General features: G+C 52.5%; 22 protein-coding genes. 12 read left to right on the top strand and 10 right to left on the bottom strand.

Features of this window, described 5'->3' with window-relative positions; translation table 11 throughout:
* Window positions 1-158: 158 nt before the first annotated feature.
* On the top strand, window positions 159-857 hold the full coding sequence (locus tag HHO50_RS05605) for a glycosyltransferase (protein ID WP_181305012.1): 699 nt from the start codon (window positions 159-161) through the stop codon (window positions 855-857).
* 92 nt (window positions 858-949) lie between these two features.
* On the top strand, window positions 950-1,699 hold the full coding sequence (locus HHO50_RS05600) for a Bax inhibitor-1/YccA family protein (protein ID WP_181305011.1): 750 nt from the start codon (window positions 950-952) through the stop codon (window positions 1,697-1,699).
* 561 nt (window positions 1,700-2,260) lie between these two features.
* Here the strand turns inward: HHO50_RS05600 and HHO50_RS05595 are convergent.
* Entirely contained in the window at window positions 2,261-4,732 is a 2,472-nt protein-coding gene (locus HHO50_RS05595) for a bifunctional UDP-N-acetylmuramoyl-tripeptide:D-alanyl-D-alanine ligase/alanine racemase (RefSeq protein ID WP_181305010.1), read from the bottom strand.
* Window positions 4,733-4,978: 246 nt separating this feature from the next.
* Between HHO50_RS05595 and HHO50_RS05590 the strand changes: the two genes are divergently transcribed.
* The 3 genes from HHO50_RS05590 to HHO50_RS05580 all read left to right on the top strand — a co-directional run bounded on the left by HHO50_RS05590 (window position 4,979) and on the right by HHO50_RS05580 (window position 6,996).
* Window positions 4,979-5,884, top strand: a complete 906-nt coding sequence (locus tag HHO50_RS05590; protein WP_181305009.1) for an EamA family transporter — start codon at window positions 4,979-4,981, stop codon at window positions 5,882-5,884.
* Between the two features lie 82 nt (window positions 5,885-5,966).
* Window positions 5,967-6,434, top strand: coding sequence for a hypothetical protein (locus tag HHO50_RS05585; protein WP_181305008.1), 468 nt, complete (start codon window positions 5,967-5,969; stop codon window positions 6,432-6,434).
* A 109-nt stretch (window positions 6,435-6,543) separates the two neighbouring features.
* Complete coding sequence (locus HHO50_RS05580; RefSeq protein WP_181305007.1) at window positions 6,544-6,996, top strand: hypothetical protein; 453 nt, start codon at window positions 6,544-6,546, stop codon at window positions 6,994-6,996.
* Window positions 6,997-7,088: 92 nt separating this feature from the next.
* On the opposite strand, the gene HHO50_RS05575 is transcribed toward HHO50_RS05580, so the two are convergent.
* The 3 genes from HHO50_RS05575 to HHO50_RS05565 form a co-directional block, all read right to left on the bottom strand.
* On the bottom strand, window positions 7,089-7,478 hold the full coding sequence (locus HHO50_RS05575; RefSeq protein WP_181305006.1) for a VOC family protein: 390 nt from the start codon (window positions 7,476-7,478) through the stop codon (window positions 7,089-7,091).
* 54 nt (window positions 7,479-7,532) lie between these two features.
* The gene (locus HHO50_RS05570) at window positions 7,533-10,142 is read right to left on the bottom strand and encodes a DUF5686 and carboxypeptidase regulatory-like domain-containing protein (protein WP_370457527.1); all 2,610 of its coding nucleotides are present in this window, start codon (window positions 10,140-10,142) and stop codon (window positions 7,533-7,535) included.
* 230 nt (window positions 10,143-10,372) lie between these two features.
* Entirely contained in the window at window positions 10,373-11,263 is an 891-nt protein-coding gene (locus HHO50_RS05565) for a DMT family transporter (protein ID WP_255478611.1), read from the bottom strand.
* Between the two features lie 256 nt (window positions 11,264-11,519).
* On the opposite strand from HHO50_RS05565, the gene HHO50_RS05560 reads away from it, so the two are divergent.
* On the top strand, window positions 11,520-12,005 hold the full coding sequence (locus tag HHO50_RS05560) for a regulatory protein RecX (protein WP_181305004.1): 486 nt from the start codon (window positions 11,520-11,522) through the stop codon (window positions 12,003-12,005).
* Between the two features lie 737 nt (window positions 12,006-12,742).
* On the opposite strand, the gene HHO50_RS05555 is transcribed toward HHO50_RS05560, so the two are convergent.
* The 5 genes from HHO50_RS05555 to HHO50_RS05535 all read right to left on the bottom strand — a co-directional run bounded on the left by HHO50_RS05555 (window position 12,743) and on the right by HHO50_RS05535 (window position 18,068).
* A complete protein-coding gene (locus tag HHO50_RS05555) occupies window positions 12,743-13,381 on the bottom strand; it encodes a DUF4230 domain-containing protein (RefSeq protein WP_181305003.1) in 639 nt (212 codons plus the stop codon).
* Between the two features lie 144 nt (window positions 13,382-13,525).
* The gene (locus tag HHO50_RS05550; RefSeq protein WP_181305002.1) at window positions 13,526-14,446 is read right to left on the bottom strand and encodes a 1-aminocyclopropane-1-carboxylate deaminase/D-cysteine desulfhydrase; all 921 of its coding nucleotides are present in this window, start codon (window positions 14,444-14,446) and stop codon (window positions 13,526-13,528) included.
* Window positions 14,447-14,536: 90 nt separating this feature from the next.
* Complete coding sequence (locus tag HHO50_RS05545; RefSeq protein WP_181305001.1) at window positions 14,537-16,954, bottom strand: YfhO family protein; 2,418 nt, start codon at window positions 16,952-16,954, stop codon at window positions 14,537-14,539.
* Window positions 16,955-17,016: 62 nt separating this feature from the next.
* Window positions 17,017-17,316, bottom strand: coding sequence for a DUF4834 family protein (locus HHO50_RS05540; RefSeq protein WP_181305000.1), 300 nt, complete (start codon window positions 17,314-17,316; stop codon window positions 17,017-17,019).
* Complete coding sequence (locus tag HHO50_RS05535) at window positions 17,316-18,068, bottom strand: FkbM family methyltransferase (protein WP_181304999.1); 753 nt, start codon at window positions 18,066-18,068, stop codon at window positions 17,316-17,318. The genes HHO50_RS05540 and HHO50_RS05535 overlap by 1 nt, the downstream gene beginning before the upstream one ends.
* 214 nt (window positions 18,069-18,282) lie before the next feature.
* On the opposite strand from HHO50_RS05535, the gene HHO50_RS05530 reads away from it, so the two are divergent.
* The 6 genes from HHO50_RS05530 (at window position 18,283) to HHO50_RS05505 (ending at window position 22,369) form a co-directional block, all read left to right on the top strand.
* Window positions 18,283-19,146, top strand: a complete 864-nt coding sequence (locus tag HHO50_RS05530) for a restriction endonuclease (RefSeq protein ID WP_181304998.1) — start codon at window positions 18,283-18,285, stop codon at window positions 19,144-19,146.
* Between the two features lie 124 nt (window positions 19,147-19,270).
* Window positions 19,271-19,501: a helix-turn-helix transcriptional regulator gene (locus HHO50_RS05525; protein ID WP_181304997.1), complete on the top strand. Its 231-nt coding sequence runs from the start codon at window positions 19,271-19,273 to the stop codon at window positions 19,499-19,501.
* Window positions 19,488-19,823 carry a HipA N-terminal domain-containing protein gene (locus HHO50_RS05520; RefSeq protein ID WP_181304996.1) on the top strand — a complete coding sequence of 112 codons (336 nt, stop codon included), beginning with the start codon at window positions 19,488-19,490 and terminating at the stop codon, window positions 19,821-19,823. The genes HHO50_RS05525 and HHO50_RS05520 overlap by 14 nt, the downstream gene beginning before the upstream one ends.
* Complete coding sequence (locus tag HHO50_RS05515; protein ID WP_181304995.1) at window positions 19,810-20,769, top strand: HipA domain-containing protein; 960 nt, start codon at window positions 19,810-19,812, stop codon at window positions 20,767-20,769. Before HHO50_RS05520 ends, HHO50_RS05515 begins: the two co-directional genes overlap by 14 nt.
* 22 nt (window positions 20,770-20,791) lie before the next feature.
* Complete coding sequence (locus HHO50_RS05510) at window positions 20,792-21,025, top strand: hypothetical protein (RefSeq protein WP_181304994.1); 234 nt, start codon at window positions 20,792-20,794, stop codon at window positions 21,023-21,025.
* A gap of 117 nt (window positions 21,026-21,142) precedes the next feature.
* On the top strand, window positions 21,143-22,369 hold the full coding sequence (locus HHO50_RS05505; protein ID WP_181304993.1) for a serine hydrolase: 1,227 nt from the start codon (window positions 21,143-21,145) through the stop codon (window positions 22,367-22,369).
* Window positions 22,370-22,388: 19 nt separating this feature from the next.
* Here HHO50_RS05505 and HHO50_RS05500 read toward each other — a convergent pair whose 3' ends face one another.
* A complete protein-coding gene (locus HHO50_RS05500; protein WP_181304992.1) occupies window positions 22,389-23,429 on the bottom strand; it encodes an LLM class flavin-dependent oxidoreductase in 1,041 nt (346 codons plus the stop codon).
* Between the last annotated feature and the right edge of the window lie 278 nt (window positions 23,430-23,707).

Raw genomic sequence — 23,707 nt, 5'->3', positions numbered from 1 at the left:
CTTTCCGGCAAAGGTAAAAGAGTTCTTTCTATCCATGTGCATTTATCAAGTTCATGCACAACCCAGTCCTCTAGCATACGAGTAACTCTCTAAAATTTCATAAATTTGCTACAACTTAACCTCACACGCCCATAGCCCCTGCTCTGCTTGACCTAGTAGTGCCCTGTTATAACCCCGCTGACGGCTGGGTTTATAACTTATTTGACAATCTTCGGCAGTTGCAAGCTTGCCATCCAAATTTAATAATTCATCTAATTTTAGTGAATGACGGCTCCACCCGTGGCATTCACCCGGCTGACATCAAGTTCTTACAAGAAAACCTGACCCATTTTTCTTATCTCCACCATAAAGTCAACCAAGGAAAGGGCTTTTCCGTGCGCAGAGGCGTACAGGCAAGTTTGAACCCATTTTGCCTGTATACTGATATTGACTTCCCCTACACCCTAGAGAGTATGGCTAAGATCATAAATTGGTTAATGCAAGCCGAGGCAGATATACTAGTGGGGGTTAGGGAAACAGAATATTACGCGCAGGTGCCGCCTATTAGAATCAAAATCTCTCAAGTTCTTCAACTTCTCACCAAACACTTGCTCCACCTACCCATCAATGACACCCAATGTGGACTGAAAGGTTTTAACCAAAAAGGAAAACAGGTGTTCCTGAAAACCAAGACCAATCGCTACCTGTTCGACTTAGAATTCATTTACCTTATATCAAAGGCGCCTACCAGCCTGTCCATTCAGCCTGTTACCGTGATGCTGAAACCCGAGGTGAATTTTTCCAGGATGGATATTAAAATCTTGTTGCAGGAAAGCTACAGTTTCCTAAAAATCCTTTTCCGCTCATCTGTGGAGTAACCACTTACCCGAAGATAAATACATCCATTAGCTAACCCAGGCTTGCGCGCCTGAAGGATTTCTCGTAAATTTCGTAAAACCAACTAAAAAACATGTCACTTTTCACTTCAAACAACCCTGCTCTTAAAGAAGAAGCGTTTACCCAAGCGGCTGTTCCGCAGGCGTTAGACGGGCCGGCGATGACCTTGAACGGTACCATTGGCAAATCTGCTTTGCTGCTGGGCATTGTGCTGGTGTTCGCGGTGTTCGCCTGGGATTTGTTCGGCATGGTGGGCGTGCCCCTTCCCTTCCTGATCTCCATTCCGCTGGTGGGCGTGGGTCTGGCTTTCCTGATTACGTTCAAAAAACAGTGGGCGGCCTATATTGCCCCGCTTTACTGTGCGCTGCAAGGTCTGTTTTTAGGCGGAGTCTCTGGTTTGCTGGAGACGAAGTTCCCCGGCATTGCGAACCAGGCCATGCTGCTGACGTTCACCGTATTTGGCGGCATGTTGCTTCTGTACAGCACCCGCGTGATCAGAGCCACCGAACGCTTTAAATCCATTATCCTGACCGCCACCTTCGGGATTTTCTGTTATTACATGATTTCGTTTGTGCTGCAGTTTTTTGGGGTAGAGATGGCCTTGATTCACAGCAGTGGCGTGGCCGGAATTATCTTTAGCGTGTTTGTGGTCATTATTGCCGCCATGAACCTGATTCTGGATTTTGATACCATTGAACAGGGTGTGGCTTATGGCGCTCCTAAAAACATGGAATGGTACGCCGCCTTCGGCCTTACCGTCACCTTGATTTGGTTATACATTGAAATCCTGCGGTTGCTTTCTAAATTGAATAGCCGAAGCTAGGTTTTCCCTTGTTCTTTCCCATAACAAAAATGCCACTGGAGATTCAGTGGCATTTTTGTTTATACTTACACCTTTATTGGTTCATTGCTGCGGTTTAGCACTTGCTTAAAATTGGCTTCTTTGGGGAGGTTAGCAGGTGCACGCAGTTTGCTGTCCCCTTGGCTTGTCCGTTTATTGCGTGGGTGCAGGTGCTGTATTGTTTCATCTTTTACGGTAAGCGCTCACGGCCGCGAGGCCCCGTCTTCCCCTCTCGCACTGCCCTTTCGGCCTGAACTGTTTGTCTACCTTAGTAGATGCTTATCTAGGGCCAAAAGCGAGGCACGCTCGGGGAAGACTGGAACTGGGGAAAGTAGCGAAAGCGGTGATGATTGTACCTGTAGAGACCAGCCACGGCCTTGTCTCTACCACGCATCCTTTCTCCTGCAAAGATTGATTCCCCTCCTGGGAGGTAGAGATGGGTTTTACTCTCCACCATCTCTTCTTAGGCCCATTCCTTATGATGAATGGTTGAAAAGACTTTCCGCGTTTTGGGGCTCGTTTTCGCAAATGAGCCCTAAAACGCTACTCATTAAAGAACACCCGCTTCACCCGCGTGCTCACGTTGGTGAGTAATTCATACGGAATGGTTCCTATACGGGCCGCCAGTTCGGTAAGCGGCAGTCCTTCGCCAAATACCAGCACCTCATCTCCGGCCCGCACGTCTAACCCAGTTACATCCACCATACACATGTCCATGCAGACGTTTCCGATGATGGGCGCGCGCTGCCCGTTGATGAGCACCTCACCCACGCCGTTCCCGAAGCGGCGGTCGTACCCGTCGGCGTAGCCGATGGCGATGGTGGCGGTGTACTTGTCCTGCGCGGCTACTCCGCGCCGGCTGTAGCCCACGGTTTCGCCCGCTTTGACGGATTTCACCTGAGAAACGGTGGTTTTGAGCTGGCCCACGGTCTGCAAACTGCTTTGCTCCTGCCCCGCCGATTCAATGCCGTACAAGCCGATGCCCAGCCGCACCATGTCAAAAGCGGCTTCCTCGCCAAACCGCACAATGCCCGCCGAGTTAAGGATATGCTTGGTCACCGAATAGCCCAGTTCTTTCTCTACCCGCGTGGCCATCTGCTGGAATTGGGTTATCTGCTCCTGCGTGAAATCATTGTATAAAGCTTCATCGGCACCAGCCAAATGGCTGAAGACGCTTTGCACCCGCACGTGGGGCATTTGGTCTAATACAGCCAAGGCCTCTTCCAACTCTTCGGCGTCAAACCCCAGGCGGTGCATGCCGGTATCCAGTTTCAGGTGGATGGGTGGCGTTTTAGGGCTCTTTTGGGGAAAATAGTCTAAAAACCGATGCAGTAAATCTGAGGAGTAAATCTCGGGCTCTAGGTTGTACTGCTGCATTTTCAGGAAGCTGTCTGGGCTGGGGTTCATCACCATGATGGGCAGCGTGATGCCGTGCTCGCGCAGCGAAATGCCCTCATCGGCATAGGCCACGGCCAAATAATCCACGCGGTGGAACTGCAGCAGGTTGGCAATCTCGTACGCGCCTGCGCCGTAGGCGAAGGCTTTGACCATGACCATGATTTTGGTTGGGGCGGGCACTTTGGCGCGGTAATAATTGAGGTTGTGCACCAGCGCATCTAGGTTCACCTCCAGCATGGTGCCGTGTACCTGCTGTTGCAGGGCGGCCACAATTTTCTCAAAGTGGAATACGCGCGCGCCTTTCACCAGAATGGTTTCCTGCCGGAAGGTCTCGGAGCGGAGCTGGCCCAGAAAGGAATCGGTGCCGAGGTAGAACTCGCTGCCCTTCGGGAAAAAGTCCTGGTGGCGGGTAATGATGTCGCCAATCCCGATGACGCGGTCTACGCCCCGGGCCGTGATTTCCTGCGCCACCTGCTGGTAGAGCGCGTGTTCTTCCAGCCCGGCCTCCAGTAAATCTGAGACAATGAGGGTTTTCCGACCCCGCCGAGCCTGTTGGCCCAGTACATCCAGCGCGATGCGCAGCCCGGCCAGGTCATTGTTATACGTGTCATCAATGACGTAGCAACCGTTGATGGCTTCTTTGCGCTCCAGGCGCATGGCTACGGGCATCAAGCGTTCAAACCGACTGCCCAGTTCTTCGGGCTTCACGCCCAGGTAGAGCAACACGGCTAGGCAATGGAGGGCGTTTTCTAGGGAAGCCTCATCGGCGAAGGGCAGTGTCAAATCCTGACCGTTTCCTCTGTACCGGAACCGGACTTTGGTTTTGCCGTGGTGCATTTCCAGCACCTTCAACTGCACCTGCGCCGCCGGATGTTCCTGCGTACTCCAGGCAAAACCGGGCAAACCTTCGGCCTGAATGGTTTCGCGCACCACGGGTTGGTCGGCACAGTAAATGAGTTGGGTCACGTGCGCGAACAGCTTCAGCTTTTCGTGCAGTTTCTGGGTTTGGGACGTAAAACCCTCGTCGTGCGCCGAGCCCAGGTTGGTAAACACGCCTAGGGTAGGTTGCAGCACGCTGGCCAGGTGCTCCATCTCGTCTGGCTGGGAGATACCGGCCTCAAACACGCCAATGGTATGGCTTTCGTTCATTTGCCACACCGAGAGCGGCACGCCAATCTGGGAATTGTAGCTCCTGGGGCTTTTGACCACCCGTTCAGACACGCTCAACAACTGCGAGAGCCACTCTTTGACAATGGTTTTGGCGTTGCTGCCCGTAATGCCCACGACCGGAATGCTGAACTTACGCCGATGGTAAGCCGCCAGCCGCTGCATGGCCTGAATGCTGTCACTCACCAGCAACACGTTGGCCTGCGGGTAACTGGTCAAATCCATGATGCCCGACGCGTCTTCCACCACAAACTGCCGTACCCCGGCCGCATACAGTTCAGACAGGTACTGGTGCCCGTCATGGAATTCGCCCCGGATGGCGAAAAACACCGAAGAAGCGGCATTGGCGATTTTACGGCTGTCGGTGACCAGGTGCTGCACGGGATACTCTCCTGTGTGCTGCACCAACATGCCTCCCATTACCTGGGCAATTTCTTTGAAACTAAACATGATTACTCCATCTGTTAGTCAAATATACAACAGAAGACCTAGTCCGTGACGCTGACTTTCGGCCGTGGGCCGAAGGGGAATGAAAATGATTTGGGGCTGTTTTCTGGAAAACACGGCCAAAACAGGAAGCCAACGGCCGCATTGGTCTGGTTTCTGAGCGCAACTTGTTTGTTTTAAGCCGACAATGCGGCGTATTAGGCAGTGCGCGGCGCAACTTCTACCTTTGCGCTTCTGAAAAAAAATCCTGTGAAATTTAACCGGTACCACGGCGCGGCCATCAGCGCTTTCATCATTTGGGGCTTTATCCCGTTTCCGCTGAAAGCCTTGACGGCATTCCCCAGCAGCCAGATTCTGTATTTTCGGATTTTGGTGGCGGTGCTCACATTGTTGGTCATTTCGGGCACCACCCGCCGGGAGCAGTGGCAACAGACGTTCCGGCTATTCAAAGCACAGGGGCCTGTAGAAAAGCGGCGGTTTATTATCTACACCTTGCTGGGCGGCGCGTTGCTCACCATTAACTGGCTCGCGTTCATTTACGTGGTGAACCATGTAGACATCCAGACTGGCTCTTTCTCTTACCTGCTGTGCCCCATCTTAACCGCGGTGCTGGGCTTTCTTATTCTGCACGAACACCTGCGGGTGAACCAGTGGATTTCGGTGGCGCTGAGTTTGATGAGCTGTCTATTGGTGGGCACCGATTCGCTTTACAACCTGCTGTTCAGTCTGCTCATTGCCGCGTCTTACGCCTTTTACCTCATCACGCAACGGCTGCTGAAGGAGTACGACAAGATTGTGCTGCTCACGTTGCAACTGCTGCTGGCGTTTGCGTTCATTGGGCCCAGTTACCCGTGGTTTGTGGGCGCAGACGCGCAGCCCGTCACAGCCCATTTTATGGGACAGATTGTGCTGCTGAGTTGGCTGTTCACCGTGATTCCGCTGTTTCTGAACCTGTACGCGCTCAAAGAACTGAAATCTGCCACGGTGGGCGTGCTCATGTACCTCAACCCCATCATCAACTTCACCATGGCGTTTCTGTACTTCGGTGAGGTGGCCAGTCAGCAGAAGGTCATTGCGTATGGCGTTATTTTCCTGTCAGTGGTTCTGTATAATCTGCCCATCGGGAAGAAGCAGGAACCCCAGGCTTCGGCCTGATATTTCTATTTCTTGCGTACAACGTTTAAGCCAGAAAAAGGCTCTTCCAGTTAATCCAAGGCATGGCCCAAAACCGCGCGTTATGATGAAAAGCAGATTTTTGTTTGTACTTCTGTTGGGATTGGCTTTCGGGTGCGCCCGTCCTGAGTTGCTTTCGCCGGAGGAAGAAGAGGCCCTGCGGCAAGCCCGATCCAAAGGCGCCACCCTGCTCACGGTCAACCAACCCACGCTTTTGGGTGGTTTGTTGGTCAACTTGCTTGCTATTGGAGACAGCCGCTGCCCAGAAGACGTAGTGTGCATCTGGTACGGGTACGCCGCCGCCACGTTCCAATTAACAGATGCCCAGGGCGTCTCTATGAGCCAGCAGCTTTACCTGGGCAACCCTTTGCCCGCCCCAAACAACCGCGGCTTCCGGGAAGCCGATACCGTGGTGGTGCACCTCGGCAACAAACCGTACCGCCTTGTCCTGAGCGAGGTGCAACCGTACCCCAACTTCAACAATCCTTCCCCCACTAAGCAAAAGGCGATGCTCTCTGTGCAGGCCTTGTAAGTCTTTGCCTAGTTTTTTAGAGAATTTACCCCGGCCGGTGCAACCTTCGGCTAAGCCGAGGGCTCTTATCACTAGAAGAGGAAAACCTGCCCTTTTTCAGAAAACGCCCATGAAACGCACCCGCAGCTTTCTTATTGGTTTGGTTCTCCTGATGGGCTGCGCCCGCACAAAAAACGCGGCTTCGGCTGAACAGAGGGTCTTTGTGCCACCACTTTCTTCGCTCCAGCCGCTTTCCGCTTTCCCGCCGGGCGAAGCGGTGACGCTTTACTGGCAGAAACCGGTGGCCATAGGCGGCCTTACCGTCACGCTGCAAAAGATAGAAGACAGCCGGTGCCCCAAAGATGCGCTCTGTATCTGGGCCGGGGCCGCGGCCGCAGGGGTTCAGGTGCAGGATTCAACCGGCGGCAGCGTGTCCAAAACCTTGTCGCTGGGCAGGCTGGTCAACGTCCCGCTGGGCGGTAAAACCTACCAGCTTACCCTGCGGGAAGTCTCGCCTTATCCCAGAATCTCAAACCTGAGCCTGGTAGAGAAGGAAGCCAAAATCTCCGTTGCCGTCCTGTAATTTTCAACTAACAGGGAATGGGAAAGCCCGCGGCGTAAGCTGCGGCTTTGTTTTGCGGCTCTTTTCACGAAAACAGGGCTAAAACGGTAGCATTACCGCTCATACAGTTCCAGCGGCAGGTGATCGGGGTCGGTGAAGAAGCAGAAGCGTTTGCCGGTGTGCTCATCTGTTCTGATTTCCTGCACGGCCACCTGTTGCCCAATCAGTTCCTGACGCGCAGCTTCTACGTCTTCCACTTCAAATGCCAAATGCCTTAGTCCGGCCGCCTCGGGAAAAGACAGGCGGGCGGGCACATCCGGGAAAGAGAACAGCTCCAGCACATAGGTTCCGTTCAAAGCCAAATCAGCTTTATAGGAGTTCCGCTCCGCGCGATAGATTTCCTGCACTAAGGTAAGTCCCAGCACTTGCGTGTAAAACGCTTTGGAAAAGGCGTAATCTGTGCAGATGATAGCAATGTGGTGAATGCTTTTTAGTTGCAGCATGATGCGTCAATCAAGTTCTGAATCTGTTTTAGGCCTATTTCCAGGAAAAGAGGCTTAAAACCCGTACCCTACCCTAATGCCGGAGCTTACTTTCTGGCGCTCCTGGAAACCGGTCACAAAATCTACCCGGAATACCTTGAACAGGTGCTCCAGCCCCACGCCCAGTTCCAGGTAATGACCGGCGACATTGGTGTGCAGGTAATTGACGCTGCCAACTTCCTGCCATTTCAGTTTGCGCAGCAGCGGGACTTTGTTCAGGATAAAGCCGTTGAAATGATGGCTGTAGTGGGCTTCAATGTACGTTTTCTGGGTACTGTACTGGTAGTAGTCCAGTAACTGAAAGCCGCTGAAATCGCCGGACAGAATGGTGCGGTTGCCCGAGAAATGCTTGAAATCCATGAAGTATAGCTGGTTTTTCCGCCAGAAAGTACCCACGCTGGCCGAGTACTCGCTCGCGCCCAGCAGGCCTAATTGCAGGTAATCGCTGATGCCCACCGACACAAAATCATAGTCTACATCGCTGCCCAGCACGTTGGAAAGGCCTTTGCGGTAATAGAAGTTGAAAGTGGGCCACTTGGAGCCGAGGTTAATCTTGCGGTCGGGGTGGGAGATGTATTCGGCCCCCGGCCGATAGGAAAGCGAAACGGTGGCGGTCAACGCTTCGTGCCGCGGGAAGGCGGTAGTGGCGAGCTCAGCGTTTTGCGGCTCGTTTGGCGTAAACACCCTAGAAACGCGGTCGCGCAGCACGTAATCTGTGGTGTTGAATAGCATTTCGCGCTGGGCGTAGTCTACCATGAACGTCGCCGACAGGCCGTTGACCAGCTCGCGGTTGTGCCACAGGCGCAGGTACTCCCGTTGGTACAGCTTTTGGTAATTTTCTTTGAGCAGCAGCGTGTACACGGTGTTCACAAAAGGGGTAATCGGCTCTGTCGCGTTGAACTGGCTTACAAACCGGCCGCCTTCAAAGCCCACTGCCCGGCGCTTCACCAAATCATAGTTGTAGGTGCCCTGTAGTTTCGCCTGGGCTTTCTGGTTGCTGAACCCGTACCGTACCGTGGGCGCGATGGTGTAGCTGCGGCGGTCTTCAAATTGTTTGGTGTAGGCGATGCGCAGGTTGGCCACCAAGCCTTCTACGGTGTTGTACTGCCAGATGCGCGTGACCGGCTCCATGCTGAAGCGGGTGCGCTCAAACGAATTCCGGTAAGAATAGCCCGAGAGGAGCAGACCCGTGACGGAGAACTTGTTGTTTTTCTGGTCCAGCGAGTCTTGGTAGGGCTTGGATTCTTTGATGACCTGTAGGCTGTCTTTGGTGTGGTAATCTACTACCTCCTCCTCGGTGAGGGGCACGGGCCTAATTTCGGACCAATAAGCACTATCGCGGGTGTTGGCGTCTTTCTCAATGAGCAATACCTCTTTTTTCTTGAAGAACTCGGCATTGGGTACGCCGTTGGGCGGAGGCGCATTGCGCAGGGCTTTCCGTTCTTTTCGGGTAGGTTTGGGCGCGGGCGCGGCGGCTACCACGGGCGCACTCACCACGGGGGCCGGGGCGGCGGGCGTGGCAGGCACTGGGGGCTGCTTCACGAACGGAGCCGGTTTTACGCGGTATTTGCTGTAAACGGCCATAAAATAGCCGTTGCCTTTAAACCCGTAGCCCTCCACGTCAAACGTGAATTTCTGGGATTGCAGCACCCACACGTTGCCGGCGGCCGGGGTAAACTGCTGCGTGATGCGCAGGGTGTCTACAAACTCAATCTGCTGGTCTTTGGTCACGTACAGGTTCAGGCTCTGCAAGCGCCAGGAACCGTCCACAATGTACAGGTAGCCCGTCACCACCGGGTCGGTTTTGCGTTTGGGAATGACCTTGATGCGGTGGATGAGGTGACCGTTGTTCTGGCTGCTGCCCACCAGTTCATACTTGTAGAAGAATAGGGCATTGTTGGCCAACGGCGAGACAAACCCGCGTTCGTTCACGCCTTGCGCTTTGACCAGGTTCTGGTAAAAATTGACGTTAAACTCAGACGCCTGGTTAAAGCTGAAGGCCCGGCTGTTTCCGCTTACCTTAGACGAAATCATCCGCTCGCGGTACTTGCCCGGCTGCATGAAACTCATCTCAGACACCGACTCTGACAGGTACAAAATGCCCGGTTTCAGCCCCGCCGGAACCTTCATGATGCCCAGCACGCGCTTGGGCACGTTGATAAGCCGCTGCAACCCTTTCACGTACACCTGCGCGGTAAACGCCTGCACTTCCTTTAAATGGTACTCGCGCTTCGCGATGACCTGCTCCATGATGCCGTACGCCGGATTCTTACCGCTGAGGCTTACGCGCACCTCGTTCAGGTTGTAGACATCGGGGAGCAGTTGTACGTTTAGCACCAGTGGCTTCGGGGTTTCCTCCTCTACTACTTCTATGGCCCGGGTCTGGCTTTTGTAGCCCACATACTGAAACACCACCGTATGCTTGCCCGGGTCTACCATCAACTGATAATCGCCCTGCTCGTTGGTGGTGGAGCCCACGGTAGAACCCTGCAGATACACCGTCGCGAAGGCCAGCCCCTCTCCTTTTTCATCGGTCACTTTTCCTTTCAGCACGCCCGCCTCGGCCCCGGCGGTTAGAAGGCAAAACCAGCCGCACAAGACGTAAAGAAGATTTTTACGCTTCACGGAAAACAGACTCAATTTTAAAGAAAACATGGACGAGGCGTTTGGCGGCATAACGAAACAGGCTTCCCTTCTCACATACCATTTATTCAAAATACTTCATCTTCTATTCCCCAGGTGCTCTATCAGGAAAACCCGAAGGGAAGAATGCGAAAGGTAAAGAGAAGAGGCGGTAGGATGCAAAAGCGCCAGGCCGTTTTAAGCCTGTTTTTCAGAATAGATGCCTAAAACAGCTAACTGGTTGCCTGCGCGGCTTCCTGTTTCCGTAATTTCCTGCTGTACTGCATGTTCAGCACCACCCCCAGCAATACCAGCGCAATACCCAGATAGGCGTACAAATGAAACGTCTCCCCGAAGAATACCATTCCCAGCCCCAACGCGTACAGAATGCCTAGGTAGTTGAGGTTGGCCACCCGCGCCAGTTTCTCTATCTGGTAAGACCGTGTCATGAAGTACTGCCCCAACTGCGTGAGAATTCCCGTCAATGAGAGCCACAGCCAGTCATTTCCGCGCAGCGGCACCCAGTCAAAGAAGCAGAACAGGAGCGACAGCGGCAACGAGACCAGCGGAAAGTAAAAGACAATGACCAACGGATGCTCCGTCTCGCTCAGTTTCCGCACCGAGTTGTACGCCACCCCAGACAGAAACGCGCTGCCAATGCCAATGAGCAGGTAATACGATGAAATGCGCGTATCCACCCCCTCAATCACCAACACGCCCGAAAAGGAAATCAGGAAAAACACCCACTGCCAGGGTGCCACTTTCTCTTTGGCAATGAACACGCCCAGCAAAGCCGTGAAAATGGGCGCCAGATATTGGATGGTCACCGCGCCCGCCAGCGGAATGTTCTGCAGCGTGGTATAGAACAGGAGCAGCGAAAAGCCACCGGCCAGCCCGCGGGCAATGAGAATAGGCTTCCGGTTTCCCCACGGCGACACCTTGGCTTGCCTAATCATGGCGTAGCTCAGCATCAATGAGATGGCAGACCTGAACAAAACCACTTCCATGGGCGGCAAGTGCGACAGAAACTTCACGCACACGTTCATAAGGGCGAAGAAGAACGTGGAAAGCAGCATGTACTGAACCCCTTTGGTCATGGCGGTAAGCGGAGAATGAGGCCGCAAAGGTCGGGGTTTTAGCGGTAGCATTTCGCCCTTCTTTTAGGTTTTCGGCCCAGAAACGGCGTTTTGGCAAACTGTTTTTGCCTATTTTTGGTTTATAGATAGACGCAAGATTCAAGACGTAAGACATAAGATTTGGAAGTCTTGATTGGTTTGCAAGAACCAGAAGTATTTCCTAAGTAGTTTGGCTCACTCTTTCAACTGGACGTGGAAGCCTTGTGTCCTGAATCTTGTATCCTGTGTCTATAAAACTCCGCCTGTGTTCAGCCCCCAGAAAAAGAAAGTCTACACCAAGAAAGAGGCGCTGCCCAAGATTGCCGCTTACTGCGCCTACCAAGAACGCACCCAGAACGAGGTACGCGCCAAACTGCTGGACTATGGCCTGGATTTAGACGAAGCCGATGAACTCATCATTCTCCTGACCCAGGAAAAACTGCTGGACGAGGAACGCTACGCCCAATCCTTCGTGCGCGGCAAGTATGGGCTCAAGCGCTGGGGCCGCCGTAAAATCCAGCTGGGCCTGAAAGCCAAAGGTGTCTCTGACTACTGCATCCGGAAGGGCTTGCAAGAAATTGACCCCGATGTGTACTGGGAAAACCTGCTGCACCTGCTGGAGAAGAAAAACGCCACCGAAGGCGAACGCAACCCCTTAGCCCGCCGCCAGAAAATCCAGTACTTCCTGCAAAGCAAAGGCTATGAACTGGACTTGGTCCAGGATGCCTGGAAAGAGCTGGGCTTGGGGTGATTCTTAATGTGGAGATGTGCCAATTTGAAGAGGTGAAGATGCGTTTAGGGCATTGCTCTCCATGGCCCTGATTTACTTCCTAAGCAGTATCCGTAAGTGTTTTTATGTTATTAGGTCTGGTAGTAGTAGTAGTAGTAGTAGTAGTAGTAGTGACGAAATGCCATTGGCACAGACACTCGTAGGTCTAAAGACACTACGAGGTCTTTTGAGTAGGCGGTTTTTGCGGTTTGCAACAGAACTCACCCCCCCTCCCAGGAGGGGAATGCGCCTTTGCAGGGTTGAAAGGAATGCGTGTGACCAGCAGGTGTAAACAGTCCCCTTCGCCCCCTTCAAAGGGGGAGTATCTGCTTTAAAAGTCAGAAGTACCAAACGGATAGATATCGCTTCTGCTCCTTTCCCCAGTTCCAGTCTTCCCCGAGCGCGCCTCGCTTTTGGCCATAGCTAAACACCAACTAAAAGAGACAGGCTTCACAGGCCGAAAGGGCAGTGCGAGAGGGGAAGACGGGGCCCCGCGGCCGTGAGCGCTTACCGTAAAAGATGAAACAATGCAGCACCTGCACCCACGCAAAAGCAGATAAGCCAAGGGAATAATAGAAGGCGTGCACCAGCTAATACCACACAAGAAGCAGCCAAAGCAACAGCAAACTGCCTGCTCAAAAGAGATTCAAATCATAAGCACCACTTCTTAGCCTAGAACGACTTAACAAGCAGGAACCAAATCATCTCCTGTAGAGGCCTTACCTTCTCTTCGGCACCGGCGGGGTAATCATCTTCTGCCGAGGCATCAAGTACACCCTTCTCCCCGTCATACTCTCCAACATCGGTTTCAGAATCTTCTCTGCATTCACCGACGTCTGCTGTAGAATACCGCTGTTCAAGGCCGCTTGCTTTACATTTGCTTCTGCGTATTTGTAGCCTTCGTCCACCAGCTCAGCATCCTGGAAGTACGTATTCTCTTTCCCGAACACCTTGGACTGCGTATGGTCTATCTTGTAATAGCAGATTTCTGGGGCGGGCAGACTCACGTGTAGCACAGAATCCCCAATAAACTGTAAGTCACTGGCTTGCAGTTGCCGCAGGTCAATACACCCCACGGCCTCGCCGCCCACAATCAAGGCCACCTTGGAATCTGGCAAAAACTGCGACACTTCCTTCTTGTACTCCACCACGTCTTTGAAGTTGAAGCGCACCAACTCCAACTTGCCCATTTCCTCAATCTTGGTCAGGATGGTGTTATGCGTCACTTCCACGGCGGGTTCCTTCTCAGGATTCAGGAAATTCTTGACCGGCGCCAGCAAAAAACGCCAGGCCAAACCGCCCACCACCAATAACAGAACCCAGGGAATAAGCTTACGAAGAACAAAGAGGAGTCGCATGGAAGAAAAGTAGATACCCTCTTTTATATGCAAAAACCGCCCCGAAAGTTGCCCTGTCGTTTTATGGCAGTTTTCAGGAAAGTAGCCTAGAAAGAGGTTCCGGTTTTGTCAGTTGCTTTTCACGGGAGGACAAGCACCTTGCGGCTATTGGATAATATCGGCCGTAGGCCACGCCAAACCGTACCGCTGCGCGTACCCGGCCCAGCCCTGCTGCCCGCCCGTGTGCACCGCTATGATCTTCGTTCCAACAGCAAAGTAGTCTTGCCGAACCAGGTCAAACACGCCGTACAGCATCTTGCCGGTGTACACCGGGTCTAGCAGAATGCCGTGGTGTTGGTGAAACTGCTGCATAAACGTGAGCAGTGCCGGCGTGTGTTTGGCGTAGCCGCCGAAGGCATAATTGGTTTGCAGTTCCCAGTTTGGGTAGGCCTGTCCGGCGAACGTTTGCACCAGATCGGTGACTTCTGCCTGCAGGAACTCGCCGCCTTTGAGGGCAGGAAAACCAATGACTTTGCCGTTCCCGCCGGCTCCCACCACCATTCCCGCCAATGTTCCGCCAGTGCCTGCGGCGACGCAAAGTACATCCCAAGGCTCTGTTAACTCCGTCACAACCTCAGTACAACCTTTGACGGCCAGGAGGTTGGTGCCGCCTTCGGGGAGCAAGTACGGTTTTGGGGCCGTTTTCAGAATTTCGGCCTGGAAACGGGCCTCATTCCGCAGGCGGTACTCGGTGCGGCTGAGGTAACGGAGGTACATGCCGCAAGCGGAAGCCTGCTGGAGCGTGGGGTTCAAAGGCAGCGTTTCTTCGCCTCTGATGTAGCCAACGGTGGCAAACCCGAACGCCTTTCCGGCAGCGGCTACGGCGGCAATGTGGTTGGAGAAGGCCCCGCCGAAGGTAACCAGCATTTCACACCCTTGTTCCCGCGCCGCCTGGAGGTTGTATTTCAGCTTACGCCACTTATTACCGGGAATGCCTGGGTGCAACAGATCCTCGCGCAGCACCGAAAGTTCTACTCCTTTTTGGGTAAGGAGCGGGTCAGAGAGAGCTTGCAGGAGAACGGGCATACAGGTGCGTCTGGCGTGAAAACAGCAGGGCCCGTTTTTGACCTGTTTCTGCTAAAACAAACCCAAAACGGGCACTGTCACTTGAATCAACTAAACGTTGGCCGGTCTTCTTTTGAAGCCGTAGACCACGGCACCCACCAGACCTGCCATCAATAGCAGCGAGGAGATTAGGGCGACGGTATTGCCCAGCGCGTATTCCTCCGGTTCAAACTTGAACTCAATGGCGTGGTTACCCGCCGGTACGTTCATGGCGCGCAGAATGTAGTTCACCCGGAAATGGTCTACCGGTTTGCCGTCTATGTACGCTTGCCAGCCGTCTTTGTAGTACACCTCAGAGAAGACCACGGGGCCGGGCTGGGCGGCGTTTACCACGTATTTGAGGTAATTAGGCTGATATTCCACCAAGGTGATGACAGAACCGGTGGTGGTATACGTCTGCGGCTTCACGTTCGGGAATTTAGAGACATCTACAATGGCCTCGTTCTTGGCGTCAATGCCTTTAAGAGCCGCTAGTTCTTCGTCTGGGGAGTTTACGGCGCGTATTTCCTGCACAAACCAGGCGTTGCCCAAATAACCGGGAATCAGCTGCACCGGCTGTTCTGCCTGACCCGTGATGGCGTACTTGGCGTTGAGCATGTTCAAGACCTGGATGTTGCCTTGGGCGATGTGCTGCTCAATCACGTCTTGGTAGCGGCGCAGCTTGGCCCCGTGGTACCCGCCAATGGACTTGTGGAAGTACGAGGTGCGGGCATCGTTGAACGGGTTGGCCACGTTGTACACGCGGTAACTCAGCTGTTTGTCCTGCAGGATGGCTACGTCGGCGGGGGTGGGTTGGAAGTACGTTTTGCTGTAGTCTTTCTGGAAATCGTCGTTGTTGAGGTAGCGTTTGTCTACCGTCCAGAGGTCTACCAGAATGAGAAGGCCAATCACGGCGGTAGCCATGAACGACGTCATTTTCCGGTTGATGTACAGGTAGAGCGTGCCGGCGGCCAACAAGATAAAAATCAAAGAACGCAGGGCATCGCCGCGCAGCATAGATTCGCGGTCTTCCCGTATAGCCTGGATTGGGTACTGGTACTGGGCCAATTGCTCATCTACCGCACCCACGTAATCAAACATGCCGCTGAACAGCACTAGCAAAAGGCAGAGCCCGCCGGTGATGCCCAGCGCGGTGAAGAGTTTCTTCTGGAGGTTCTCCACCGGCTGGTTCTGGAGCACCCGGCACAAAGCCAGCACCGCCAGCAGCACCATGGTCACCTGCGCAATGACCAGCGCCATGCTTACCGCCCTAAACTTGTTGTACCCCGGGAAGTAGTCAAACATGAAGTAGTTGAAGGCCTCAAAGTTCTTGCCCCAGCTCAGGAAGAACGACAGAATAGTAGCACTCAACAGCCATATCCACAAACGGCGCGGCGTGACCAATAAGCCCAGTACAAACAGGAAGCAGATAATCGCGCCCATGTACACCGGGCCACCCACGAAGGATTGGTCGCCCCAGTAGAACGGCATGGTGGCGTTCTGGAGTTGCGCCTCGGGCACGCCGCCTTGGGCTAATTGCTTATAGGTCTCAGAGTCTTTCTCCAACGGACTTTGCGAAGCTCCGCCGTAGAAATTAGGCACCAAAAGCGTCATGGTTTCGCCTACGCCGTAGCTCCACTGGAACGCGTATTCGCGGTCTAAGCCGGTACCCATCTCAGAGGCATCTTTGCCCTGCGTTAATTCAGAAGCGCCTCTGATGGAATAGTTGCCGTACTCGGCGGTGGTGTAAATACGCCCGAAGCTCACGCCCGCGGCCAAGGCTGCGCCGAGGGCCAGGAGGAGGGTGCGCTTGAAGAAATCCGCCACGCGGCCTTCTTTGGCCCAGGTCACCAGCTCCACAATGCCGAAGATGAGCACGATGAAGAGCAGGTAATACGTGATTTGCAAGTGGTTCATGCGGATGTGCATGGTCAACCCGAAGGCAAACAAGGCGGCACCCAGCCACAGGTTTTTACGGTACGCGTACCAGAGCCCCGCCAGCACCAGCGGCAAGTAGGCAATGGCGAGTGATTTAGTGTTGTGCCCGGCCTCCAGAATGGCGAAGTTGTAAGACACAAACGCGTAGGCGATAGCGCCAACTGCCGCCAGCATTGGCCGCAGGCCGAAGACCACGAACATGATATAGGCGCACACCAGCGTGATGAAGATATTGGAGGCCACCAGCGGCAACCCGACGGTGAAAAGCGAGTGTACGTACTGGAACAAATCGCCGGAGAACTGCACGCTGATGAGGTAGGCGGGCATGCCGCTGAACATGGAGTTCGTCCAGAGGGCTTCCTCGCCGGTGCGTTCCCGGAAATCGGCTATCTCTTTGGCCCCGCCCTGGAACTGCACCACGTCGTGCTGCATGAGGGTTTTGCCGTCAAAGAAAATGGGCGAGAAATAGGCTACAATGAGTAGCAGGAAAAACAGAAGCACCAGCAGGTGCGGCAACACGTGGCGGTTGAAATCTAGTTTAGGTGAGGCCATTGTGGTTTGATTGCAATAAAAAAGCCCGATGCGTTGGGCATCGGGCTTGAAAGATACTCAGTTTATTTCACTTCTTCATACTCTACGTACTCGCCACCGGGGAAGTCTTTGGGCGTTCGCTTCTCATCGGGCACGTAGGCTACCTTCACCTTGCCGCCATCGGCAGAAGACTGGCTTCTACTCTGCTGGCTGTATTGCTGTTTATAGGCTTGCTGCGCGTGCGGCTGGCCTTGGAAAGCCGCGTATTCCTGCGCTTTGCGCATTTGTTTCTGCACGAACGTTTTAAGAAGAAAGCGGATGATGTACGGCATCAAGTACCGCATCAGAAACATCACCGCCAGCATAATCAAAAAGAATTTCACTAGGCGTATGGGTTTGGTTTAAAGTAAAAGTCGCCGCCCTGGTAGGCGTCAATTTCTTGGGGGCTACAGGCAGATAACGTGTGTTTAGGCGATAACGTGTACACGGCATAGCCTAAACGGGTGAGTATGTCTACCACGGCGCGGCGGTTCTCTGTGCCGTTGAGCTCTGTCTGAATCAACGGCTTGTGCCGTTTTATAGTTTCCTGCAAATAGGCAAACACCTGGTGTTCATAGCCTTCCACGTCGCATTTAATAAAATCCAGTTGGTCTAAATCGGCGAACAGTTCATCTGGGACGCGCATTTCCACCTGGTAGGTCTGAGCGTATTGCTCCTGCGCCGAACTAGCGATTTTGGTCATGCCGTGGTGTACCAGGCCGTCGCGCACGGGCGTGCCCATCTCAATGGGGATGTTCTCGCCGCCCAACGCATACGGCAGCAACGTGAGGTTGTCTACCCCGCTGGCCCGCACGTTGTCTCGCCAGATGCGCCCGAACAACGGCACCGGCTCCACGGCCAGCACTTTCCCGTTCGGCCCGGCCAGTCTGGACAGGAAAGTGGAATAGTAGCCCAGGTTCGCGCCGATGTCCAGGCACGTATACCCCGGACGGATGATTTTGCGCAGGAAGAACAGCTCTGGGTACTTTTCACGGCCCCGGCCCGAGCCCACCATGATGATGTACATCCGGCTGACCAGACGCAGATAGCCCTCAAACCCGAGCGCCTTGACCAATATTTTGCGGAGAAGTTTCACGCGGTAAAGTTCAGGAATCTGGGGGGAGAAAACAAAGGGGTGCGTTTTAGGGGTTGTTTTGAGGAAAGAGGCGGGAAATGGAAGTTGGATTCTTTTCTTTCTTGACCTTAATCCAGTAACTTGAAAAGCTATCAAACTTATGAGTAAAATCTGATAGACATGTAGAGAAAGTAATTTCTATATATCACCTGACTTTGAAGAAATACAGAATTTAATGGACAAGCATTTTAAATACAAGTTCGACGACCTATTTAACCCTACTTTAAATGCTTTAAAGAATTTAGGAGGTTCAGGAGCAGTAAGTGAAATTGAAGAAGAGGTAGCACGGCTTTTGAATCTAACCGAAGAAGCTACAAATGAAATCCACAGAGAAAGCACGACCAAGCTAACCTATCGCCTTGCTTGGTCAAGAAATTACCTTAAGAGATATGGGTTACTTGAGAATTCTTCAAGGGGAATTTGGGCTTTAACTGAAGAAGGACAAAGAACAACTGAAGTTAATAAAGAGGAAGTCAAAAGGTCAGTTATAAAGAAAGACCGTGAAGAAAGCCTTTCTAAGAAAACAGAGGGTAAAGAATCAACAGAACTTCAAGGTACGACAGAAGAACTTGAAGAATTTACATGGCAAAGCAAATTAATAGATACCATTAAAAGTATTGAGCCTGACCAGTTTGAAAGGCTATGTCAAAGAATATTGAGAGAATTAGGATTCGTGAATGTTGAAGTAACTGGAAAAACTAATGATGGAGGAATTGATGGAAAAGGAATGATACGATTAGGAGGCATACTTTCTTTTCACGTTGTCTTTCAAGCAAAACGATATCAAGGTTCTGTTTCTTCATCTATTATCAGAGATTTTAGAGGAGCAATGAGCGGACGTGCTGAAAAAGGCTTGATTATGACAACAGGTAGTTTTACACGTGAAGCAAAAAAAGAAGCCCAACGTGATGGAGCAATACCTATAGATTTAATTGACGGCAATGACTTTGCTGAAAAACTTAAAGAACTACGATTAGGTGTTATAGTGGAATTAGTGGAAGAGGTAAAAATAAAACCAGATTGGTTTAAAAACATTTAAGTTTCCTAATGAACTCTCATTTTATACCCAATAGGGTATAAACACCTATTCAATCAGTCATTTTATACCCGTTAAGGTATAAAGTCAAACACTTTACGTATCTTTATACCTCAACGGGTATAAAATGGAGGAAAACAACTTACAAAGCTTTGTCAAAGAAAGAAGGAAGCGTTTAGGTCTTACCCAAGAGGAGCTTTCTTTTAAAGCGGGCGTGGGCCTTCGGTTTGTGAGAGATTTGGAACAAGGCAAATCATCGCTGCAAATGAACAAAGTAAACCAAGTACTGAAGCTGTTTGGCTATGAACTAGGGGCAGTGCCTGCCAACAGAGAAGATTTACTGCATGAAGAAGGCTAATATCTACATGTACCAACACTGGGCAGGCACTCTTATCGAAGACAGTGAGGGCTACCACTTCAGGTATGAAGCAGCCTATCTCGCACTTCCGCAGGCAGAACCCATCAGTCTCACCCTACCGCTTGCTCAAAAGCCCTATCTTAACAATATGCTGTTCCCTTTTTTTGACGGCCTCATTCCGGAAGGCTGGCTTTTAGACATCGCTGAGAAGAACTGGAAACTCAACCCCAGAGACCGCATGGGCATTCTGATGGCTACTTGCAGAGATTGTATTGGGGCTGTTTCTGTAGTAGCCATGGAGGAGAAGAATGATGAAGAATAGCCGTTGCTTGTATTGTTACCAGGAACTCAAAGTGACAGAAACAGAGTACCACCCTAAATGCAGCAAGAGCATCTATGGCACTCCAATTCCTCCCGAGCTTCCTTACACAGATACCGATATGTTTGCCCTGGCCGAGCAGATTATCAAGAATCAGACTACTATCACGGGTGTTCAGCCCAAGCTGTCGTTAAGCATTGAAGCTTTACGGGATAACTTCTCCTCTAAGAAATTTGCCATCGTTGGTTTGTGGGGCGACTATATCTTGAAACCACAGACACAGCATTACCGCCACCTTCCCGAGATTGAAGATGTTACCATGCACTTGGCCGCGCTGGCGAAAGTAAAGACGGTGAATCATTCTCTTATCCGGTTAGCCTCGGGTCAGTTGGCGTACATCACCAAAAGAGTGGACCGGTCTAAAAACCTAAAACTACACATGGAAGACATGTGCCAATTGACGGAACGGCTCACCGAGCACAAGTACAAAGGTTCTTATGAGCAAATAGCCAAAGTCATTTTAAAGCACACCGCCAACCCTGGATTTGATAGCATCAGTTTTTATGAACAGGTACTCTTCAGTTTCCTGACCGGCAATAATGACATGCACCTGAAAAACTTCTCTCTGCTCAAAGACCCAAACCAGCAGTATCATCTTTGCCCCGCCTATGATTTAGTTGCCTCTGAATTAGTGGTAGAAGGTGATACTGAAGAACTGGCTTTAACCCTCAATGGCAAGAAGCGAAAACTGAAACGGAAGGACTTTGAGATTGCTATGGGTGCCGCCGGAATTGAAGCACGAGCCATGCAGAACATCTTCAAACGATTTTCAAAAGCTCTTCCTGCCTGGCACAACTTTATTGACATCAGCTTTCTGCCAGAAGACCTAAAGACAAACTACCATGAATTGCTGGAGGTGAAGCAACGCCAGTTGGAGATTTCTAGCTGACTTGAAGACATAACCGGCTCTCATGAAAAAAGTCCTCTACCTCCTACTTGCCTTCACCATTTCTTCTGCCTCCGCGCAGCAGGCTTCCACTGGTACTACCGCCGCCAACTATCCCGCTCCTATAAATTGCACGGCAGAGCAGGATCATCAGCACATGATGAAGCCGTTGGGCATCAAGGTGCTGCGGCCCGGGCCTGGTGGAGATGTGAAAGCGATTATTGGATCCAACTATGATCAAGTTCTGGCGAACCCATAATCTGCCAGTTTACTTACCAGGCCCCCCTCTCTGGCCCACCACCGAAACATTTTTATAGTAAAATTTTCTTTCATTGCCTTATCTTTAGAGTCCGTTTTCGTGTTGGCATTTTCAGGTATGGCTTTTCTCAAAACAAAACACTTGCTTCTTAGCGGCATCACTGCATCCGTTTTCTGTCTGTTCCTGGTCGGCTGCCAGGAGTCAGGCAAGAAGAACAGCTTGTGGGGAGGCGATGATGACACCAGGGAGCAGATCGCTATTCCGGCCTCGTTTACGCCTGATAGTGTCCGGAAACTGACCCAGCAGTTAGATTCCGTTTTTAAGCATTTTCACAAAAGAAGGGGCTTTAACGGCACGGTGCTGGTGACCAAGTATGACCAGGTCATCTACAAAAATGCCTTCGGCCTTGCCGATTTTTACAAGAAGGATTCCCTTACCGTGGAGACCGCTTTTCAGTTGGCCTCGGTGTCCAAGCAGTTCACGGCCATGGCCATCATGATGCTGAAAGACGAGGGCAAACTGAGCTACAAGGACAGCGTGCAGCAGTACATCCCCAACTTCCCGTACCACGGCATTACCATCCGGCAGCTGCTCACCCACCAGAGCGGCTTGTCTAACTACACGTATTTCAGCGACAAGCTCTGGCCAGACCGCAACAAGAACCTTACGAACGAAGATGTCATTAACCTAATGGTGGCGCACCGTCCCCAACCGTATTATCCGCCCAACACCCACTTTGACTACAGCAACACCGGGTACAGCCTTTTGGCCTCTATTGTGGAAAAAGTCTCTGAAATGCCCTTCGCCACTTTCCTGCGGGAGCGCATCTTTGAACCCCTGGAGATGAAGCAGACCTTCACCTACAGCCCAGAGGTAGCCACCCTTACCGGCAAAATAGCCACCGGCCACACCCGCTTCCGCCAGAAACGCACCTCAGATTACCTAGACACCGTGCTGGGCGACAAAGGCATTTACTCTACCGTAGAAGACCTCTACAAATGGGATCAGGCGCTCTACACCCAAAAACTGGTGAGCAAAGAAACCCTGAAAGAGGCGTTTACCGGCTCTATTCTCAAAAAGAAGAAAAAACAGGAGGAGGATTACGGGTTCGGTTGGCGCATACGGCCGTTGGACAACGGCGACACCGCCGTGTACCACGGCGGCTTGTGGCACGGCTTTTCTACCTACTTGTTGCGTAACCCCAAAGAGCACAGCGCCCTCATTATCCTCAGCAATCTGCCCAACGGCAGCTTCAGTTACCTGCAGGAACTACGCAAATTCCTGTATCCGGCCCCTGCAGATAGCATCCTAAACCAGCAGAATACGGCTACGGCGCGGTTGTAAGATCTGGTAACGCAGCAAATCACCCCTGTTTCCCCACCGCTTTCTTCACGGCTGGCGCTACCACGGTTCCTAACAATTCAATGGCGTGCATGACCTGGGCATGAGGCAACGTGCCCACGCTTATATGGAAGAGATAACGGGTATTGCCGAACAACTCATATTCCCAGAGTATCTTGTCTATGACCTGCTGCGGGCTGCCCACCAGCAAGGAGCCCTCGGGGCCGCGCATGAGGTCAAATTGCTCGCGGCTCATGCCAGACCAGCCGCGCTCGCGCCCAATCTTGCCCATGAGGTAGGCGTACGGCCCGTAGAATTCAGCGGCGGCTTTCTGCGAGTCATCGGCGAGGTAGCCGTGCGAGTTGATGGCCAGTTGCAGTTTATCTGCGTGAAAGCCTGCCTGCAGGTAAGTTTTCCGGTACAGATCAGTGAATGGCACAAACCGCTCGGGCAGGCCGCCAATAATAGCCAGCGCCATGGGCAAGCCGCGCTGGGCGGCCCTAATCACCGAGGCCGGGGTGCCGCCCACGGCTACCCAAATGGGCAGCTCGGGCTGGTACGGCCTGGGGTACACGCCCAGGTTGTCTATGGCGGGGCGGTGCTGGCCAGACCAGGTTACTTTCTCGCTTTTGTTGAGGGCAATAAGCAGCTCCAGTTTCTCAGAGAACAGTTCATTGTAGTCGTTCATATCTTGGCCGAACAGCGGGAAAGACTCTATAAAGGAACCCCGCCCCGCCATGATCTCGGCGCGGCCTTCAGACAGCAGATCCACGTGCGCGAAATCCTGGAACACCCGCACCGGGTCATCGGAACTGAGCACCGTCACGGCGCTGGACAGCCTGATGCGCTTGGTTTTCACCGCGGCTGCGGCCAGCACCACGGCCGGGGAGGAAACAACGAAGTCTGACCGGTGGTGCTCCCCGATGGAGAAGACATCCAGCCCCACCTGGTCGGCGAGGGCGATTTCCTCCATCAGGTTGCGCATCCGCTCGTGCGGGGGCAGCAGTTGACCGGTGGCGGGATTTGGGGTGTTTTCTACGAAGGTGGTGATGCCGATTTCCATAGGGAGGTTACTTCTCTTTTGTAGCGCAAAGGAACGAAGACAAACTGTTGTAACGGCACAAAAACGGAAAAGCTGCGGTTTGGGGCCTGTTTTTCAGAAAATGCCCCAGAAACGGCGGGGAACGCTGTACCCCCCAACTCAGAGCTTGTTTCTCCGGCGCAAGCGTCTGCTGGGGCTGCCCGCCGTGGAAAACCGGTTTTGAGCCCGTTTTCGGGAAAACAGCCCTAAAACAGACCTTTCAGCGTACGCTGCCCCAGAGGAACTGTCTGAGAATAAGC

Origin of the sequence: Rufibacter sp. XAAS-G3-1, assembly GCF_013623775.1 — a bacterium.
Taxonomy (GTDB): domain Bacteria; phylum Bacteroidota; class Bacteroidia; order Cytophagales; family Hymenobacteraceae; genus Nibribacter.
This window is presented reverse-complemented; position numbering and strand designations above follow the sequence as displayed.

What these genes read in the sequence shown, in the direction of transcription:
- HHO50_RS05600 (WP_181305011.1), top strand. Translation starts at nt 950, where the DNA reads ATGTCACTTTTCACTTCAAACAACCCTGCTCTTAAAGAAGAAGCGTTT.
- HHO50_RS05595 (WP_181305010.1), bottom strand. Translation starts at nt 4,732, where the DNA reads ATGTTTAGTTTCAAAGAAATTGCCCAGGTAATGGGAGGCATGTTGGTG.
- HHO50_RS05585 (WP_181305008.1), top strand. Translation starts at nt 5,967, where the DNA reads ATGATGAAAAGCAGATTTTTGTTTGTACTTCTGTTGGGATTGGCTTTC.
- HHO50_RS05580 (WP_181305007.1), top strand. Translation starts at nt 6,544, where the DNA reads ATGAAACGCACCCGCAGCTTTCTTATTGGTTTGGTTCTCCTGATGGGC.
- HHO50_RS05575 (WP_181305006.1), bottom strand. Translation starts at nt 7,478, where the DNA reads ATGCTGCAACTAAAAAGCATTCACCACATTGCTATCATCTGCACAGAT.
- HHO50_RS05555 (WP_181305003.1), bottom strand. Translation starts at nt 13,381, where the DNA reads ATGCGACTCCTCTTTGTTCTTCGTAAGCTTATTCCCTGGGTTCTGTTA.
- HHO50_RS05550 (WP_181305002.1), bottom strand. Translation starts at nt 14,446, where the DNA reads ATGCCCGTTCTCCTGCAAGCTCTCTCTGACCCGCTCCTTACCCAAAAA.
- HHO50_RS05545 (WP_181305001.1), bottom strand. Translation starts at nt 16,954, where the DNA reads ATGGCCTCACCTAAACTAGATTTCAACCGCCACGTGTTGCCGCACCTG.
- HHO50_RS05530 (WP_181304998.1), top strand. Translation starts at nt 18,283, where the DNA reads ATGGACAAGCATTTTAAATACAAGTTCGACGACCTATTTAACCCTACT.
- HHO50_RS05525 (WP_181304997.1), top strand. Translation starts at nt 19,271, where the DNA reads ATGGAGGAAAACAACTTACAAAGCTTTGTCAAAGAAAGAAGGAAGCGT.
- HHO50_RS05520 (WP_181304996.1), top strand. Translation starts at nt 19,488, where the DNA reads ATGAAGAAGGCTAATATCTACATGTACCAACACTGGGCAGGCACTCTT.
- HHO50_RS05515 (WP_181304995.1), top strand. Translation starts at nt 19,810, where the DNA reads ATGATGAAGAATAGCCGTTGCTTGTATTGTTACCAGGAACTCAAAGTG.
- HHO50_RS05510 (WP_181304994.1), top strand. Translation starts at nt 20,792, where the DNA reads ATGAAAAAAGTCCTCTACCTCCTACTTGCCTTCACCATTTCTTCTGCC.
- HHO50_RS05505 (WP_181304993.1), top strand. Translation starts at nt 21,143, where the DNA reads ATGGCTTTTCTCAAAACAAAACACTTGCTTCTTAGCGGCATCACTGCA.
- HHO50_RS05500 (WP_181304992.1), bottom strand. Translation starts at nt 23,429, where the DNA reads ATGGAAATCGGCATCACCACCTTCGTAGAAAACACCCCAAATCCCGCC.